The following is a 17559-nucleotide window of genomic DNA, read 5'->3' as shown; positions in this document are numbered from 1 at the left end:
TAATCTTATTACCCCTTATAAAACGGTAATTTTACCACTTTGGCAGGAATAATATTTTTTCTGATCTGGATAAAGATTTCTGAACCTGCTTTCATCAGTTCTTTAGGAACGTATCCCATACCAATAGATTTTTCTACCGATGGGCCCATTGTTCCGGAAGTTACTTCTCCAATTTTATTTCCGTCAGCATCAACAATGTCATAACCGTGTCGTGCAACTCTTTTTCCTTCCATTTCGAAAGCAACCAGTCTTCTTTTTATTCCTTCTTCTTTTTGCTTTTTTAAATACTCCGAATTATTGAAGTCGTTTGTGAATTTAGTTATCCATCCCAACCCTGCTTCAAGAGGAGAAGTAGTGTCGTTAATATCATTTCCGTACAGACAGAATCCCATTTCAAGTCTTAAAGTGTCTCTTGCTCCAAGTCCGATAGGTTTAATATTAAAATCTTTTCCTGCTTCGAAAATTTTATCCCACATATGGTTGGCGTGTTCATTTTTGAAATATACTTCAAAACCTCCTGATCCGGTATATCCTGTTGCCGAAATAATAATATCTTCTATACCGGCAAATGTTCCAATTTCGAATGTATAGTACTTCAATCCCGCCATATCAACATTTGTAAGCGATTGAAGCGCAGCAGCAGCTTTGGGACCTTGTACAGCTAATAGAGAATATTCATCAGACAGGTTGATAATATCAGCTCCGTAAGCTTCATTTTTACCAGAAACCCATGCCCAGTCTTTATCCAGGTTAGCCCCATTAACTACCAACATGTATTTTTCTTCATTGATTCTGTAAACCAACAAATCATCAACAATTCCTCCATCGTTATTAGGCATACAAGAATATTGAATATTGCCGTTTTCTAACTTGGACACATCGTTTGATGTAATATATTGAACTAATTCAAATGCTTTAGGTCCGCTAACGAAAAACTCTCCCATATGAGAAACGTCAAATACCCCGACGTTTTCTCTTACGTTTAGGTGTTCTGCTATCAGTCCTTCATACTGAACAGGCATATAAAATCCTGCAAAAGGAACCATTTTAGCTCCCAGTTTTTCATGAATTTGTTTGAATGCTGTATTTTTCATAATTGTTATTTGCAATAATTTGTTGTTTGAAAATGTAAAATTATAATTTTTATTCTTTAGAGGGTATAGTTTTTAATAACAATATTTTGAAATTTGTAGAATTGCCCTTCTGATTTAAAAGAAAAGGGGTGAAAATATGATTGATAATGATGAAAGAGTAATTGATAATAGAGGAGAGATAAAAAAACACTTAGTGTTGTTTGTACACTTAATTAAATGATCTTATATTTGCAGCGTTGATAAAGACAAACAGTTGCTTTGTTAAAAATCATCAGTTAGAGTTCTTTATCACAATGCACGCTTAAATGGTTCTTTTGGTTTATAGTTTTGGTTAGAGTGGGAGGCCGTCAGCATTTTTAAGCGTGCGAATATAAATATGCTGTCGGTATTTTCCACATTTTTTTTGAATAAAATACTATACTGTAAAGTTAGTGTCGTTTATATATGGTTCAGTTTAAAGTCCCCTGTTGAGAAATCTTCAGGGTATTTTTTTGTCTGAAAATTACCTCTGTTAGAGGTTGATCTATAGTCTGGTATCTAAATTCTAATTTATCATCTTATTGGTGTAAACTTTTCCATTTTCATTTATGATCAAAAGGTATATCCCTTTATTTAACTTTCCGGGATTAATAATGTGGTTTCTATCGCAGTTCAGTATTTCGGATAGTATATTTTTTCCGTTAATATCAACCAGTCTGATATTTACATTACCGATAGGATAGTGGTACGATCTGATTATTAGTTCTCCATCGTCATTAAAAAAGGAATTCCATTTATTTATAGTAGTGTTTTCGGGAGATAAATTTGGGTTATAGTTTACCGTATTATCCTTGGTAATTAACCATTTGTTAGGATCGAATTTTATTTCAGAAACAGGAAAATCAATAAGCTTTTTTGTGGTATAGTGACTGCTGTCAATCTCAATTCTGTAAAGTAATTCTTCGCCCGAGTAGCCTTTTATTTTTAATTCGACAGGTATATCAAAGAAAGTGACCGAAGGATGTGATTGTGACTGTTTAATTGATAATAGCAGATTGTATTCATTATCCTGATACCATTCTATTTGGTAACTTGGATAGCCTTCGGAATAGATCCATTGGTCGAAAAAATAATCCAAATCCTGACCATAAACATTTTCGAAATGCATTTTCAGATCATCAGTTTTGGCATAAGAATAAGAAAGTTTTTCGTCCTTCAGATAATTCTTAATAGCGCTATAGAAATTATCATCACCAATAAGCCATCTTAGGGAGTGTAAAACCATAGCACCTTTTGCATATGATAATCTGCCACTAAAAATATCACTAATATTAGTAGTATCTTTTACAAAAACACTTCCTCCGGGCTCTTCAGTTATTATATTTATGGTTCCTGTTAACCAACCGTTGAAATCACCTTTATTATGTTCATAAGTTAAGCCGGTCAGATATGTTGCAAATCCTTCGTTTAGCCATATATCCTGCCACGAAGCACATGTTATTTTATCTCCAAACCATTGATGGGCCAGTTCATGCGCTATTAAGTCCTGATCGAACCTCCCCATAAAGCTTATTGTTGAGTGTTCCATACCTCCATTCCAGCCAAATTGGGCATGTCCGTATTTTTCTTTACTATAGGGATATATTTCAAAAAGATTTTCAAATAAGCTCATTACCCCAGTAGTATAATATGTTTCTGTTTTAACGGTTGATTCATTCTCCGGGTAGACAAAATTCTGGATAGGAATAATATTTCCTCCAATACTTTCATAGTCGATAGTGAAGTCGACATAATTTGTGGTGGCTATTGCGATAAGGTAGGCCGGAATAGGATAGTTGTGTTTCCACTTGCAGACTCTTTTATCATCAATTACTTCTTCTTTCACTAATAAACCGTTACTCACAGACCTGTATTCTTTAGGTGACGAAATAATTACTTCTATTGAGTCGGCTTTATCGGTGAGGTCTTGTTTGCATGGCCACCAGTCTTTAGCTCCATAGGGTTCTGATAATGTCCAAATAATAGGAGTGTTGTTATGTTCACTTTTTGTGAAGGCAGCATTATCGGCCGGAGGACTACCACTGTACTTTATTTTTATAGAATCCAGAATTCCTCTTGGTGCCAATGATGGTAATTCGCATGTTAGAATGTTGTTCAATTGATAAAAACTGATAACCTTATTATTGTAGATTACTTCTTCCACATTAATCTGATCGGTAAAATCAAATTTAATTTCGTCACTTTCGTTTTTAAATACAAAATAACTTGTTACTTCTCCGTCGATAAAGTAATTGTCAGGGTCGATATAAAATGAAAGTCTGTGGTACTTTATGTCGTAATTAGCTGTATGATAAGTGGGAATATCGCTTGAGTTTTTAAAACTTTTTGATTCGGTTGCTGCAAGATTATCCAGCCAGATTTTATCAAACTTACTGCTGACCTGAGCAAATATTGCCTGTGCCAGAAATAATAGGGTAATTAGAAACTTATATTGTGCCGGGCTATTCATTGTTTGTATTTGTTGTAATCAAAATTACTATTATTTGATTAACATCCTAAATGAACCTTTGTGTGGGGTAAACAAAAAAGTTAAATGCTTTTGCCTTAAACTTTATTTGATTAAGTTTTTAATCAGTTATGTCTTTTCTTATTCTTTTTTAACTCTCCGGCTTTCTTCAGTGAATTTTTCGTTATTACAGGTCCTATCAATTCGTGAATAATTATCGCCCCCATTATTGTAGTCAGTAGTATTTCTGAAATTTCTTTGAATTGAGGATCCTGATATATACTCAATACAAGTCCGATAACAATTCCTCCCTGGGGAATTAGTCCTCCTGCAGTGTATTTGCCAATTTTAGGGTCGGCTTTTACCATTCGGGCTCCCGTACTAACTCCTAAATACTTACCAACTGTCCTGAAAATCACAAAAATTAATATTAAAGATGTTGCCTTGGGAATTGAGCTTATATCAAGATGTAAACCACTGAGAAGGAAAAAGAAAAGGAAAATTATTTCTTCGGTATAACGCTCTAAAATCCTGAAAATAATTTTTTGTTTTTTACAGCGGTTTACTACAACCATTCCCATAGTCATTGAAGAAAGGATTTCGTCAGTGTCTAATAATTTAGAAATACCGGCAGAGAAAATAAGCAGCGAAAAAACTATTACAACCCATTGGCCTTCACTAATTGATTTTATAATTTTTGAGATCAGGCAAAATGAATAGCCAATGGCGGCACCAATAAGTATACTTAGCCCTATTTGATAAATAGAAAATGCAATCGGGTTGCCAAAAACACCTTCATAGTTTCCATTGGTGATCGAAATAACACCAATGGTAATACTGAATATTAAAATACCTATTACATCATCAAGGGCAGCTACACCTATAATGGTGTCTGATACTTTGCCTTTCGCCTTGTATTGATGCATAATTGCAAATGTAGCGGTAGGGTCGGTGGGGCTCGACAAAGCTCCCAGGAGTATAGCTAACAGTATTAGGGATAGTGGTGCCAGAGGGAGTATTGCTGGAAATATAAATCCAAGAACTATAATAGATGCTGTAATTAATATAAATGGGAAAAAACTAGCCAGTAGTGTTATACTTATAATTTCCTTTTCATGTTTTTTTATTTTTGACCATTTTAAAGCACCTCCCACCTCAAAGGCTATGAATGTTAAACAAATATCCATGAGGGGGGAAGTGTTCTCAATAAATTCTCCATCAATAAAGTCGGTGGTATTCGGGCTTAGAATTATTCCGGTAACAATGTAACCGATTATTTTAGGCAATCCTATTTTGTCCAGCAACCAACCTGCCGAATAACCTATGATTAGCAGTAACCCTATTGTCAGTAAAATGTTCATTGGGTCATTTTATTTCAAACTACTCTATCACCCAAATAATATTTACCTGTGTGTTTTGTTTAATCTTTGCAGGGTTGAAGTCTTCAACCATTACAACATCAGCTTCCATCTTCTTTGAAACCATCATTGAGTTAGTGCCGGATCTGAAATGAATAGGGGAGCTGTGGTAGTTAATAGTTTGTATTTTCAATAACTTAACACCTGATGCCTGAGCCATTAACGAAGCTTTTTGTTTCGCATCTTCGATGGCTTTTTTTATCAGCTCATTTTTTATTTGTTCAGTATTTTTTATTCCGAAGCTCAATGTTAGTTCTACATCTTTTAAACTTGAAATTAAGGCATCGAAAACTTTGTTCACCGATTTTGTATCTGCTGAGGTTTGAAGAGTTATTGAGTGAGATACCTTATAGCCGATAAATGTTTTTTCTCTGTTTTGATAATCGTGCTGATATTCCTTTTTTATAGTGTAATTCGAAGAATATATTTCCTCTTTCTTTATTCCGGCCCTTTTCAGTGATTTTGTGAGTTTGTTTATTTTTTTATTTAATTCATCTACTGCTTCCTCAAAATCCATATTTACGGATGAAAGCATAAAATTAATGTTTGCTACATCGGGTTTTACACTTATCTCACCATTTCCCTGAACGGCTAATGTTCTGATGTTTTCTTTTTCCTGAGCTTCAACATTTATTGCAAGTGCAATTATAATTGTAATAAATAATATCTTTAATCTATTCATACCAAGTTTGTTTATTATTATCTTATTTAAAGATAAACGTTATTTATGAATAAATTGTTTCATCTGTTTACAATTTGTTTTTCATCGGTCAGATGGTATTCGCATGAGATAGTCATTCCTCTGTATGTGAAAATTGTTGCTCATGCTCGTTTCATTTTATTAATTAAAAAAACCTCGAAGTAACTATACTTCGAGGTTTGTATGAAAAAATATAATTGATTTTATTTAATCAAATCAACACTTCGTTTAATGAATTTAGTCAATTCTTCTCCGTGAAGAAGATTTTGCTGAAGTTTCGCAAGGTCGAATCCCTGACGAACCAGGCGTCCTTTTCTTTCTTCATCTTCTTCGCTAAGAATTTCAGAAACCAATTCATTGTTAGTGTTAACTACTAAATTATACATTTCAGGCATCTGACCCATTCCCATCATTCCGCCGCCGGTTTGAGCCTGTTCGTTCATTCGGCGAATAAATTCGGGTACAGTAACCAGAAACGGAAGTTCTTTAGAATCTAAAGCCTCCATCTGAATTGTATATTTTGAATCGCTGATAGCTCCTTCGATAACAGGCTTAAGAGTTTCTTCTTCCTCTTTCGATAATTTAGAAATTACTGTTTCATTTTTATCGATAAGCTTTTCGATTGAATCAGCATCAACACGGGCAAACTTAATTTTTTCGTTTTCGCCTTCAATTTTCTGAATAAGGTGAGAAACGATTGGAGAATCAAGTAATAATACTTCGTAGCCTTTTTCTTTTGCTCTCTCGATATATGCGTGTTGTGCTTCTTTATTTCCTGCGTAAAGGATAACAGTATTTCCGTCTTTATCAGTCTGATTGTCTTTTACCTTTTCTGTAAGCTCTTCAAAAGTGAAAAACTCACCGTCAATAGTTGGATAAAGAGCGAATTTTTTAGCTCTGTCATAGAATTTTTGCTCAGAAAGCATTCCGTATTCGATAATGATTTTGATATCATCCCATTTCTTTTGGAAATCCTCTCTGTCATTTTTGTACATTGAATTTAACTTATCAGCAACCTTCTTGGTGATGTGTCCTGAAATTCTTTTTACGGCAGCGTCGGCCTGTAAATAAGAACGGGAAACATTTAAAGGAATATCCGGAGAATCTATAACACCCTTAAGCATGTTTAAGAAATCAGGAACTATGTTCTCAACATTATCGGTAATGAAAACCTGATTTTGATACAGTTGGATTTTATCCTTCTGCATATCCATAGTTTTCGAAATCTTAGGGAAATATAGGATTCCGGTAAGATTGAAAGGATAATCAACGTTTAGGTGAATGTGAAACAATGGATCTTCAAAATTAGAAGGGTACAATTCGCGATAGAAGTTGTTGTAATCCTCGTCACTTAAATCAGCCGGGGCCTTTGTCCATGCCGGGTTAGTGTTGTTGATGATATTGTCTACTTTAACAGTAGTTTCCTTGGCATCATCGCCTTCACCTTCCTTAACAGTTTCATCTTTTTCTCCGAATTTTATCTCAACCGGAACAAATTTAGAATACTTGTTAAGCAGTTCGCTAATTCTGTGGTTTTCAATAAATTCATCAGAATCTTTGTCGATATGTAATACAATTTCTGTACCTCTGTCTTCTTTCTTATCTGTTGACTCTAAAATATATTCCGGAGACCCGTCGCATTCCCAACGTACAGCCTCACTGCCTTCTTTGAAAGATTTAGTGAAAATTTCAACCTTGTCAGCAACCATAAATGCAGAATAGAAACCTAAACCAAAGTGTCCGATAAGATCTTTACCGTCCATTTGATCTTTGTATTTTTCCATGAATTCTTCTGCTCCCGAGAAGGCAATATCAGTAATATATTTTTCAACTTCTTCTGAAGTCATACCAATACCACGATCTTTTATAGTAAGTGTTCTGGCATCTTTATCAATAGAAATATCAATTTTTGTATCGCCAACTTCACCTTTAAATTCACCCATAGAGCTAAGGTGTTTAAGCTTTTCGGTGGCATCTACTGCATTTGATACTAACTCTCTTAAAAATATTTCGTGGTCTGAGTATAAAAACTTCTTAATAACCGGGAAAATATTATCTGCCGTAACATTAATCTTTCCTTTTGCCATTTTATTGTAATTTAAATTATTTGTCAAATTTTATCTGAACAGCAAAATTCAAAGTTTATGCCAAATAGCTGCAGGTGTCATATTGTCATAATTTACATTTATGGATATTGATTTTTAAACATATCTGACAGTTTTTGACATGTGAATTTATGGCTTATTACCTGTAGAGATTGTTTTTCAATAATACCAGTATCCTCATATATGCTATGTTAGGTAAATGTAAAGTCCTTTATATTAGGTGTAAAAGTGTTGTTATTTGTTGAAAAATGTTAAATTAGCTAATCTAAGACCGGTTGAACCTCTAAATGAATATTATAAATTTAAACAGTAGTTATTTTTAAGATATTTGTTTTTGAGTTCAGTTTATTAACCCAAAATTCAATATAACAGTTTATATGGCTGAAGCTGCATTATTAGACCTAATCAGATATTCCAAGTCTCCTTTGGTACTGGTTGAATATAGTGGTCATATAGTTGTAATATCTGACGTTTTAAAAAAAATCATTTCTGATAAGCTCCCTTACGAAAGTAATCTGCTCGAGATGTTTATGCATACCCCAAAGTTACATCGCGAGTTTCTGTCAATGTATAATGATGGTAAGATTGATGTTAATAATCTTCCCTCAGAAGTTCATGTAGATGAGAATACATTAATTTATTTAGAAAGCTATTCGAAACTTAACTTCGAAAAACAAAACCTTTTACTCATTAAATTTGAGTTTAGAAGAGAATCAGATGACTCATTTGTAAATAGATTTATTAATTCAAAAAATTTATTTGTTCATAAAGCAATCCCTTCATTGGTATATGGAATTGATGAGAATAAAATAATTGCATTAAACAAAAGAGGGAGTGATTTTATGCAGTTATATAGGAATGAAGATGATTTATTACCGGAAAATTTTACCGAAGAAATTGAAAATCTTGTAGAAATAGCAAGAGTAGGAGAGTTATCTTCAAAAGTTGCAGACCTTAATTTCGATGGTGATATGTATTCGTTAAAGTTAGAGTGTTCAGCAATTGATGACGGTCTGAAATACTTTTATATATCTTTCGAAGATATTTCGCACATTCGCAGAAATGAAGCGATTTTCAAACAGGAAAAGAAACGATTAAAAAACCTAACAGAAGTTGTTCCGGGAGTATTATTTGAATTTGAAGTAGATAATGATGAGCTGAAGTTTACTTTTGTTTCGGAGGGTATTAAGGATATTTTAGGTCTTTCGGCAGAACATATTTTGAACGATTCAAACCTGTTGTTTAGTCGTTTCGACCGTATGGAAAGAGCTCGATTGCATTACTTTTTTCTGTCTTTGACGGAACCGGAACGTCGTGTGAAAAATGAATTTAGGATTAATGATAGTCAGCAAAAGTCAAGGTGGGTGACAATTGATTGGAATGAGTCTTATTCGGAAAATAATGTTTTAACGGGAACAGGGTATTTAAGAGATATTTCCGAAAAGAAAAATATTAAGGATGAGCAACTTATACACGATAAGAGGAAGCTGTTAAACGAGTATTTTTCTCTGAGTCTGTTAAGACAACCAACTATTCCGCTTATTTTGAATGATCTGACGAAATCATTAGTTGAAAGGCTCAATCTTCAGGATACAGTTATTTATTTGTATAATCACAATACCGGCATTCTTGAGTATGGTGGAGGTTATATTGAACCGCGTAGAGGCAGTAATAGGGCCAGTTATCCCAAAACTCTTTCACCTAAAGCAGGTGTAATTGGCAGGGTTGTTAAAACACAGGTATCCGAAGTTGTAGCTAATAATTCAAAGGATGCGGATTACTACTATCTGAATAAGCCTTCATTATCAGAGATAACAGTTCCGATAATATTTGAAGGAGAGCTATTGGGAATAATTGATTCTGAAAATGTCAGAGCTGATTTTTTCAAGGATGAACATCTTAAAATAATAATGGACGTTGCTGATAATTTGGCTGTAAGGCTTATTCAGAAAAAACGACAGGAAGATAATATAAACTTTAACTCCACTCTAAGTACATTTTATCAGGAGGGAAAAATATTTGACTGGAAAGTTAATTTTAAGACTAAAAAACTTAACAATTCCAGTGTAGATTATTTATTAGATATTATTGGAGTTGATGATAAAAATGAAAAAATAGATATTTACGAAAATGCGTTCCTTTTGTTTGACTATGTATTAAGTCATGATGTTGGCGAGTTGATGAACTACATAAATAATATTAGAAGCAATAAGTCTTATTCTGATTTTATTGAATTTAGAATGATCACAAATTCAGGTGAAATTAAATGGCTGAAACTTTCTGCTTCGAAAGTAAATGTTGAAGGAGATGATGTGGAGAGTGTAGAAGGAGCTTTACAGGATATATCGGATTTGAAGGTCTTAGAGTTAGAAAATAAAGGATTCGAATTGCTCTTATCATCAATTAATGTTTCGCAGCTGGAACTAGAAAAAGATTATGATTTTATAAAGTCATTAGGTGTTGTTGGAAGTGCTCTTGGTGTATCCAGAGTAGTTGTATCCAAGTTTTCAGTCGAAGATGGGGTGGTAAATTATAATGACAGTTACCGCTGGATTAGCAGTTCCGGAATTTATCAGGGAACAGACGATTGTTTCTTTAAAACTTTTGAAGTTAGAGATATTGTAGAAAAAAATACTTTATGGCGAAAGTACTATTGGGACCTGGCAGAACTGGATTTAAATCCGGAGCATAAAAAATATTTGAGAGACCATAAAATAATGTCTCTTTTGGGCTTCCCACTAAAAACATCACAGGATAATTGGGGTGCTATATATTTTATAGTAGAAAACAAAAGGAGAAAGTGGAAAGATTATGAAAAAAATCTGTTGAGTGCATATGCCACTTTCATTGCTTTAAAGGTTCAAAATAGAAATCTTATTGAGGGACTGAAATTGCCGGATAAAGAGATTTTGGATTGATAATTACTTCATGAAATGTCATTGCAAATAAGTAATTCTGATAATATTCAAAAATAATGTTTTGCATTATCTCAGGGTTATTTTTTTAAGTTTTAGTAAATTTTACGTTCATCCTTTCTTACATTTGATCCCTTAATTTATCATCTTCATATCAGCTTATGATTTTTGAGAAAAAGGTAGAACCTAAAATATTAATACTTATATCTCTGTTGATTCTGTTTATCTTTTTGGATGTTTTTCTGGGAAGTGTAAAATTTAGTCTAAAAGAGTTTGTAAGTGTACTTTTGGATTATGAGGAGCAGTCGCATCCTAAATCTTTGATTATCTGGAGTTATCGGATTCCAAAAATGCTCACTTCTCTTGTAGCCGGAATGGCTTTGCCTTTAAGTGGATTACTAATGCAAACAATATTTCGAAATCCTTTGTCGGGGCCATTTGTCCTGGGTATTAGTTCAGGAGCCGGATTAGGTGTGGCTTTCACAATAATGATGAGTTCGGCTGTAGGAGTAAGTCTTCCATTAATTTTCTCAAATATCAATACTGTATTAGCAGGTACTATAGGTGCCGGACTCGTAATGGCAATTATTCTTTATGTATCAGAGAGAGTTAGAAACCTGAGTACTCTATTGATAGTAGGGGTAATGATAGGGAGTTTTTCTTCTGCCATTATTGGAGTATTGCAATATTTCAGTACCCAGCAGGAGTTGAAAAATTACATTATTTGGACTATGGGGAGTTTGGGAAGTTCTGAATGGTCGGAAATCCTCCTGCTCTACACTTTGTTGATTTTAAGTGTATTAGTTGTTTTGTGGATATCAAAAGGATTAAATGCAATTACAATAGGAGAGAATTATGCTTATACATTAGGAATAAATGTAAATGTTGTCAGAAGGATTACCCTTATTGTTGCTAGTGTTTTGGCCGGTGGAGTTACTGCCATTGTAGGACCTGTTGCATTTATTGGGCTGGCAGTTCCCCATATTGCAAAATCGATGTTAAGTACGATGGATCACGGTAGGTTGATACCTTATACAATGTTGTTAGGTGGAGTGTTAATGTTGTTCTTCGATATATTAACACAGTTTATTATAGCAGATCAGGTTATACCGATAAATATTATAACCTCTTTGTTTGGGGCTCCTTTTGTAATAGCAGTGGTGATGAGGAGAAGTAGAAAATTATCTTATTAAGCATGATAGAATTAAGGGATCTGAGAATAGGTTATGAGTCGAAGAAGTCTTCCACATTAGTACTGGATAATATAAATGCCAGGCTGGAAAGGGGGAAACTTACATGTTTTTTGGGACGAAATGGTGCCGGGAAATCTACTTTATTAAAAACTGTTTTAGGAGTACTGAACCCTTTGAAGGGTGATATTTTAATTAACGGTAAAGATATAAGAGAAATATCTGCTGCCGACAGGGCCAGGAAAATTTCAGCAGTATTAACCGATGTTGTACGTACTGAACATATTAATGTAGAGGAATTTGTTTCTTTGGGAAGGATTCCACATACTAACTGGCGGGGTAGTATCACTAAAAGAGATTTAGAGCTAATTGATGAATCAATCAGAATTTGTGAAATTGAGGATATTCGTCATAACATTATTAATGAACTTTCTGATGGACAGTTGCAGAAAGTAAATATTGCAAGAGCAATATGTCAGGATACAGATTTAATTTTACTGGATGAGCCAACTGCTCATCTGGATGTTTCAAATAAATTTAAAGTTTTCGAAATTCTTAGAAAATTAGCTATTGACTATAATAAATCTATCTTCATTATTACCCATGATATAGAGCTAGCCTTTCAAAATGCCGATATGCTTTGGGTAATAGATGATGAAGGTAATATGCTAAGTGGTGTTGCCGAAGATCTTTTACTCGACAAAAAGGTTGTAGAATCATTTTTGACATCAAATTTTGAGTTCGATTACATTAGCGGTAAGTTTCTTTATAAACGAGAATCCCGTATTTCGTTTGTTTTAAAAGGAGATGATGAGAGTGTTTATTGGACAAAACAAGCTCTTTATAAGAATGGTTATGGCGTAGATATTGATTCTAAATACACACTTGAAATTGACAGGGTAAATGAAAAAAAAGTTTGGAGTTTATCTGAAGAGGATGTGAAGATTGCAGAATACAAATCAATTAAAGAACTGATAGGGAGTTTAAATAAATTGTTTTTTCCTGAGTTTAATTGATAAAACTAAATTTTAATAATAATATATTTCTAATATGAATGATTTAAATCTTTTTGCAGTTTTGTTAGGCGGAAAAATTAGAAAGAACCACCTTATGGAGGACCATAATTTAGTTTTTGTAGTAGCAAAAGACGAAGTTGAAGCTAGAAAACTGGCCAAAACAAAATGGGATGCAGAAGAGGTTCATGTAGATGGCACCCAGAAGCTAAGTATGGTTGACGGATATAAGATTAACCTTGAGAAAACATCCGGAGAAGAGGATGAATTTCAGGTAAATGATAATTATTCATTATGATGAAGGGAGTGAATCATTATATCCACTCCATCTTAGCTGCAAAACACGTTTTATCCGAATTTTTATCCATTTTTATTATCTGGGTGCTGCCTTCGAAAGATGTTGAAACAGAAACATCATCATCGAGGTTGAGTTCTTTTATGTAGTTTACCGTTATTTTCTTCAATCTGCTTTTTAATATTTTATCGTGGTCAACATTGTCGAATGTCCAGTCTAAATATTTTAAGTTCGAAACGTGTTGAACCATATCAAGAGCAGAAAATCTTACCCTTATATTAAATACATTTTCAAAATTATCTTTTAAACTAATTCTTTCAGCAGCTCTTTCAGTGGCTATATCTGTATTAAACCTTGCTTCGTGCAAATCTATTTTCAGGGTTTCAACAATTCTCTTTTTAAAATTTATTACTGTCCAGCTCGATGTGGCTCTTGCCATAAGCCGGTTGTTGGTGTAAACCTCGTATTCTCTGTTGGAAAAAGCTCCTTTTACAAAGCTTATCCATGATTTTACAGTCACAATATCATTAAGCTTTGGCAAATTATCAATTTCCATAGCGAATCGGGTTAATACCCATGACTGATTATTGGCAACCATTTCTTTCATTCCAAATCCACCTTCTTCGGCATGATATCCTGCGGTGTCCTGTAAAAAACGGCTAAGTGTTACATAGCTTATTCTACCATTTGAATAGCAATCGTTAAATTCAACTTTCCAGTCTTTTGTATATATGTCGTCTATCTTTTTCATGTAATTTCTCCTGTTTAGTTTTGCATATAGAACTATGATGCCAGCATTTTCTCGATATATTCTATAATCTCATCTTTCTGATTAGGCTCGAACCACTTAATTTCCTTGTCTTTCCTAAACCATGTTAATTGTCTTTTTGCAAAACGACGTGTGTTCTTTTTAATTTCAGAAACAGCAAAATCCAAATCATGATTACCATCGAAATATTTGAACAGTTCGCGATATCCAACGGTTTGCAAACTGTTAAGGTGCTTGTGCCGGTACATTTTTTCGGCTTCTTCCAGTAAGCCGGCTTCCATCATCAAATCAACTCTGAGGTTTATCCTTTCGTAAAGTTTTTCACGGTCAATGTTTAACCCGATTTTAATCGGTTCGAAGTTTCTTTTTTTATTTTCTCTGACTCTGAATTCAGTGAATGTTTTCCCGGTTCCAATACATACTTCCAAAGCCCTTATTACTCTTTGGTGATTTTGAATATCAACAATGCCGTAGTATTCGGGGTCTAGTTCTTTTAATTTTTCCTGAAGAAACGCCAGGCCTTTTTCATCGAGATCCTTTTGTAGTTGAGGTCTGATTTCTTCCGGTAAATCCGGAAAATTATCGAAACCTTTCAAAACCGCATCAACATAAAGCCCTGATCCGCCTATTAAAACTGCCTTATCCTTTTCTATGTAAATCTTGTCCAATAATTCAATAGCATCATTTTCATAATCACCAACACTGTAATCATCGAAAATTGATCTGTCATGTATAAAATGATGCGGAGCCAAAGCCTGTTCTTCCGGTGATGGCGGTGCTGTACCTATAAGTAGTTCTTTATAAAACTGTCTTGAATCGCAAGAAAGAATATCGCACCCAAAATGATTAGCAATATCAATGCTTAAAGATGTTTTGCCAATTGCAGTCGGACCTATTATTGTTATTAATTTATTCGACATTGTGTTGTTTTGAATTACTACAAAAGTACGATGGTGAAATTAATATTAAAAGATATATTTGTCGCAACAATTAAAATAATTATCACCTTATTTATGAAGAAATTTTACTCAGTATTTGTACTGCTTATTTACTCTGTATTTTCCACAGCTCAGGATTCACCTGTAGAAGTTTCTGACAGCTTGTCAAGTAAAATTACTCATGGTGCAGAAATAGCCACTGAAGATTTTAATAAAGGATTTATTACTACGCCCGAGGAATTGTTTTTAGGGAAAGTGACAGGCTTGCAGGTAATACAAGGCGATGGTTCGCCCGGGAGCAAGTTCGAATTAATCATAAGAGGTAAGAGTTCTTTACTAAATGATAATTACCCGTTGATAGTATTAGATGGTATGCCATTGATTGATGTTAAGAGTATACAGTTTATCAATCCAAATGATATTGAGTCGGTAAATGTATTAAAGGATGTTGCATCTTCCGTAAAGTACGGTAAATTTGCCCGAAATGGGGTGGTTGAAATTAATCTGAAAAAATCAGCATCAGATAAAATATCTGCAAATGTAAACAGTAGTGTTGCTGTAAATAATGTATCTGATTATAGGAAAGTATTGGATGCAGACAGGTATAGAAGTTTAATAAATGAACGTGAGGGGGCGGACGTATCTTCTATTTTGGGTAATGCGAATACAAACTGGCAGGATGCTTTGTATAGCCCCTCTGTCTCGCATAAAGTAGATGCGAATATCAGCAGTACTTTTGAAGGATTACCTGTGTATTTATCTATGAGCTCCATAGTTGATAAAGGCACAATAAGTCATTCCGATTATAAAAGAAAAAATGTATCATTAACACTAAATCCAAAGTTTTTTAAAGATCACTTAGAAGTTGCAGCTGGTGCCAATTATTCGCTTTCGGAACAAAACAGGATATACAATAGGTCGATAAGTACGGCTTTAGAATTTAATCCAACTATTCCTGTTTACGATTTAAATGGAGATTATAATCATAATTCTTCAGATCCTAAACATTATTATTCTTTAAATCCACTGTATGTTAATGAGAACTTTACCGACGTCGGTAAAATGAGTTTTATTAATACTAAACTGGGGTTTAAATATAATATACACGGGTTCGAAGAGTTGGCAATCAGTTCTAATTTGTATTATTCTGAGAGAAAAAGCAATACAGATGTTCGATGGAATAAAGAAGTGACAGAGTTTAGCTACTATAATGATGAGGATATTGACGAAGGATTAATTAATAGAATGTTTGACATTGGATTGTTATATAATAAAAATATTGAGTCAATAAATAGTTGTATTTCTTTCTCTGCAAAATATAGCAGACACATATTGTCAGATGAATATTCATATATTGAATCGCGTGATGAATTAGTTTCTTTCCAAAACTCATATTCAGATCGTTTTATGTCGAACTGGAATTTTAATTTGTCATATTCGTTATTAGATAAGTATTTTGTTGAAGCAGTATATCATATTGATGAACTTTCTCTTTTAGGAGGAAAAAAATCAAATGTTAGTTCATACGGATTTTCTGCAGGATGGGATATTGCCAAAGAAGGGTTTATGAAGAATAACGGAGTTATTAATGATTTGGTTTATACAATTTCTTACGGTCAATTATTGAATCCTTTTGTAATTTATAGTTTTGGTGCTTTTTCAAATACAGAAATAAATTTAGAAAAAAGAGCCGGCTTTACAACATCTGTGAAATTTTCAACTTCTAATAATAAGGTAAGAGGGAAATTAGAATATTATAATGAATCAGTGGATAATTTGTTTTTCATGGCACCAATTATTTCAGGTACAGGCTATAGTAGTAGCTTTTTGGAGAGTTCGGGAACAGTACATAATAAGGGGGTAGAATTGCACTTGAATTATGATGCCATAACAAATAATACCTTCGCATGGAATATGGGGCTGAACCTTGCAAGAAACATTAATAAAATATCAGATGATTTTAAATATGAGATAGTAGATGCTTCATGGAGTGGTTTTGGACCACAACCCAGAATAACAGCAGGTGGTAGTATTGGTGAAGTTTACGCTTTAGATCAGATTTATGACTCTAATAATAAGCCGATAGAGGAGGCTTATGTTTTGGATAATGATGGCTATTCAGTTATGGTAGAAAGTGGGAATGTTAATCCGGACGTAACAATTGGTCTTAGCAATACTTTTAAATATAAATCATGGGAGTTGTATTTTTCCGGTCGCACATCTATCGGTAATTCTGTTTATAACAGTTTTGATGCAAACGGAGCATTAAGGTATTTGGTTGGAAATACAACAGATGAGGAGTTTTATAATATATCGGAGAATACTTTAGAAACAGGATTTGAGGGTAGTCAAAGATATTCAAACTATTTTGTGGAGAAAGCTTCATTTTTTAGAATGGACTTCATAAACCTAAGTTATATATTTGAAGATATTACTAAATATAATTTGAATGTAAAGCTGGATGCTTCTGTGAATAACGCCTTTGTTTTGTCAAATTATAGAGGAGTAGATCCCGAACATGCCAGCGGAGTAGATGGAGCCGATTTTTATTTAAGACCGAGAGTATTTTCGTTTGGACTTAATATTGGCATATGATAATCAGTATTATAAACTTCGAGGTTGAAAAACCTCGAAGTT

Annotated in this window: 12 protein-coding genes; 5 read left to right on the top strand and 7 right to left on the bottom strand. The window is 33.7% G+C overall.

Features of this window, described 5'->3' with window-relative positions:
- Window positions 1-8 precede the first annotated feature (8 nt).
- From gcvT to htpG, 5 genes are all read right to left on the bottom strand, one after another.
- A complete protein-coding gene (gene gcvT, locus ABFR62_02745) occupies window positions 9-1094 on the bottom strand; it encodes a glycine cleavage system aminomethyltransferase GcvT (GenBank protein ID MEN8137327.1) in 1086 nt (361 codons plus the stop codon).
- A gap of 544 nt (window positions 1095-1638) precedes the next feature.
- Window positions 1639-3582, bottom strand: coding sequence for a M1 family aminopeptidase (locus ABFR62_02740; protein MEN8137326.1), 1944 nt, complete (start codon window positions 3580-3582; stop codon window positions 1639-1641).
- 122 nt (window positions 3583-3704) lie between these two features.
- Window positions 3705-4940, bottom strand: coding sequence for a cation:proton antiporter (locus ABFR62_02735; GenBank protein MEN8137325.1), 1236 nt, complete (start codon window positions 4938-4940; stop codon window positions 3705-3707).
- A 19-nt stretch (window positions 4941-4959) separates the two neighbouring features.
- Window positions 4960-5679 (bottom strand): SIMPL domain-containing protein, encoded by a 720-nt coding sequence (locus ABFR62_02730; GenBank protein MEN8137324.1) that lies wholly within the window; start codon window positions 5677-5679, stop codon window positions 4960-4962.
- Between the two features lie 221 nt (window positions 5680-5900).
- On the bottom strand, window positions 5901-7784 hold the full coding sequence (gene htpG / locus ABFR62_02725; protein MEN8137323.1) for a molecular chaperone HtpG: 1884 nt from the start codon (window positions 7782-7784) through the stop codon (window positions 5901-5903).
- A gap of 395 nt (window positions 7785-8179) precedes the next feature.
- Between htpG and ABFR62_02720 the strand changes: the two genes are divergently transcribed.
- From ABFR62_02720 to ABFR62_02705, 4 genes are all read left to right on the top strand, one after another.
- Complete coding sequence (locus ABFR62_02720) at window positions 8180-10720, top strand: GAF domain-containing protein (GenBank protein MEN8137322.1); 2541 nt, start codon at window positions 8180-8182, stop codon at window positions 10718-10720.
- A 158-nt stretch (window positions 10721-10878) separates the two neighbouring features.
- The gene (locus ABFR62_02715; protein MEN8137321.1) at window positions 10879-11910 is read left to right on the top strand and encodes an iron ABC transporter permease; all 1032 of its coding nucleotides are present in this window, start codon (window positions 10879-10881) and stop codon (window positions 11908-11910) included.
- A 2-nt stretch (window positions 11911-11912) separates the two neighbouring features.
- Window positions 11913-12923 carry an ABC transporter ATP-binding protein gene (locus ABFR62_02710; protein ID MEN8137320.1) on the top strand — a complete coding sequence of 337 codons (1011 nt, stop codon included), beginning with the start codon at window positions 11913-11915 and terminating at the stop codon, window positions 12921-12923.
- Window positions 12924-12957: 34 nt separating this feature from the next.
- Window positions 12958-13218 (top strand): DUF1543 domain-containing protein, encoded by a 261-nt coding sequence (locus ABFR62_02705; GenBank protein MEN8137319.1) that lies wholly within the window; start codon window positions 12958-12960, stop codon window positions 13216-13218.
- A 16-nt stretch (window positions 13219-13234) separates the two neighbouring features.
- On the opposite strand, the gene ABFR62_02700 is transcribed toward ABFR62_02705, so the two are convergent.
- Both ABFR62_02700 and miaA read right to left on the bottom strand, forming a co-directional pair.
- On the bottom strand, window positions 13235-13966 hold the full coding sequence (locus ABFR62_02700) for an acyl-ACP thioesterase domain-containing protein (protein ID MEN8137318.1): 732 nt from the start codon (window positions 13964-13966) through the stop codon (window positions 13235-13237).
- 32 nt (window positions 13967-13998) lie between these two features.
- On the bottom strand, window positions 13999-14904 hold the full coding sequence (gene miaA / locus ABFR62_02695) for a tRNA (adenosine(37)-N6)-dimethylallyltransferase MiaA (GenBank protein MEN8137317.1): 906 nt from the start codon (window positions 14902-14904) through the stop codon (window positions 13999-14001).
- 93 nt (window positions 14905-14997) lie between these two features.
- Between miaA and ABFR62_02690 the strand changes: the two genes are divergently transcribed.
- Window positions 14998-17517, top strand: coding sequence for a TonB-dependent receptor plug domain-containing protein (locus ABFR62_02690; GenBank protein ID MEN8137316.1), 2520 nt, complete (start codon window positions 14998-15000; stop codon window positions 17515-17517).
- Window positions 17518-17559 lie beyond the last annotated feature (42 nt).

It is taken from the genome of Bacteroidota bacterium, assembly GCA_039714315.1.
In the GTDB taxonomy this organism is placed as follows: Bacteria; Bacteroidota; Bacteroidia; order Flavobacteriales; family JADGDT01; genus JADGDT01.
The sequence above is the reverse complement of the archived record's forward strand: the minus strand, read 5'-3'. Positions and strand labels throughout refer to the sequence as shown.

What these genes read in the sequence shown, in the direction of transcription:
- gcvT (MEN8137327.1), bottom strand. Translation starts at nt 1,094, where the DNA reads ATGAAAAATACAGCATTCAAACAAATTCATGAAAAACTGGGAGCTAAA.
- ABFR62_02740 (MEN8137326.1), bottom strand. Translation starts at nt 3,582, where the DNA reads ATGAATAGCCCGGCACAATATAAGTTTCTAATTACCCTATTATTTCTG.
- ABFR62_02735 (MEN8137325.1), bottom strand. Translation starts at nt 4,940, where the DNA reads ATGAACATTTTACTGACAATAGGGTTACTGCTAATCATAGGTTATTCG.
- ABFR62_02730 (MEN8137324.1), bottom strand. Translation starts at nt 5,679, where the DNA reads ATGAATAGATTAAAGATATTATTTATTACAATTATAATTGCACTTGCA.
- htpG (MEN8137323.1), bottom strand. Translation starts at nt 7,784, where the DNA reads ATGGCAAAAGGAAAGATTAATGTTACGGCAGATAATATTTTCCCGGTT.
- ABFR62_02720 (MEN8137322.1), top strand. Translation starts at nt 8,180, where the DNA reads ATGGCTGAAGCTGCATTATTAGACCTAATCAGATATTCCAAGTCTCCT.
- ABFR62_02715 (MEN8137321.1), top strand. Translation starts at nt 10,879, where the DNA reads ATGATTTTTGAGAAAAAGGTAGAACCTAAAATATTAATACTTATATCT.
- ABFR62_02710 (MEN8137320.1), top strand. Translation starts at nt 11,913, where the DNA reads ATGATAGAATTAAGGGATCTGAGAATAGGTTATGAGTCGAAGAAGTCT.
- ABFR62_02705 (MEN8137319.1), top strand. Translation starts at nt 12,958, where the DNA reads ATGAATGATTTAAATCTTTTTGCAGTTTTGTTAGGCGGAAAAATTAGA.
- ABFR62_02700 (MEN8137318.1), bottom strand. Translation starts at nt 13,966, where the DNA reads ATGAAAAAGATAGACGACATATATACAAAAGACTGGAAAGTTGAATTT.
- miaA (MEN8137317.1), bottom strand. Translation starts at nt 14,904, where the DNA reads ATGTCGAATAAATTAATAACAATAATAGGTCCGACTGCAATTGGCAAA.
- ABFR62_02690 (MEN8137316.1), top strand. Translation starts at nt 14,998, where the DNA reads ATGAAGAAATTTTACTCAGTATTTGTACTGCTTATTTACTCTGTATTT.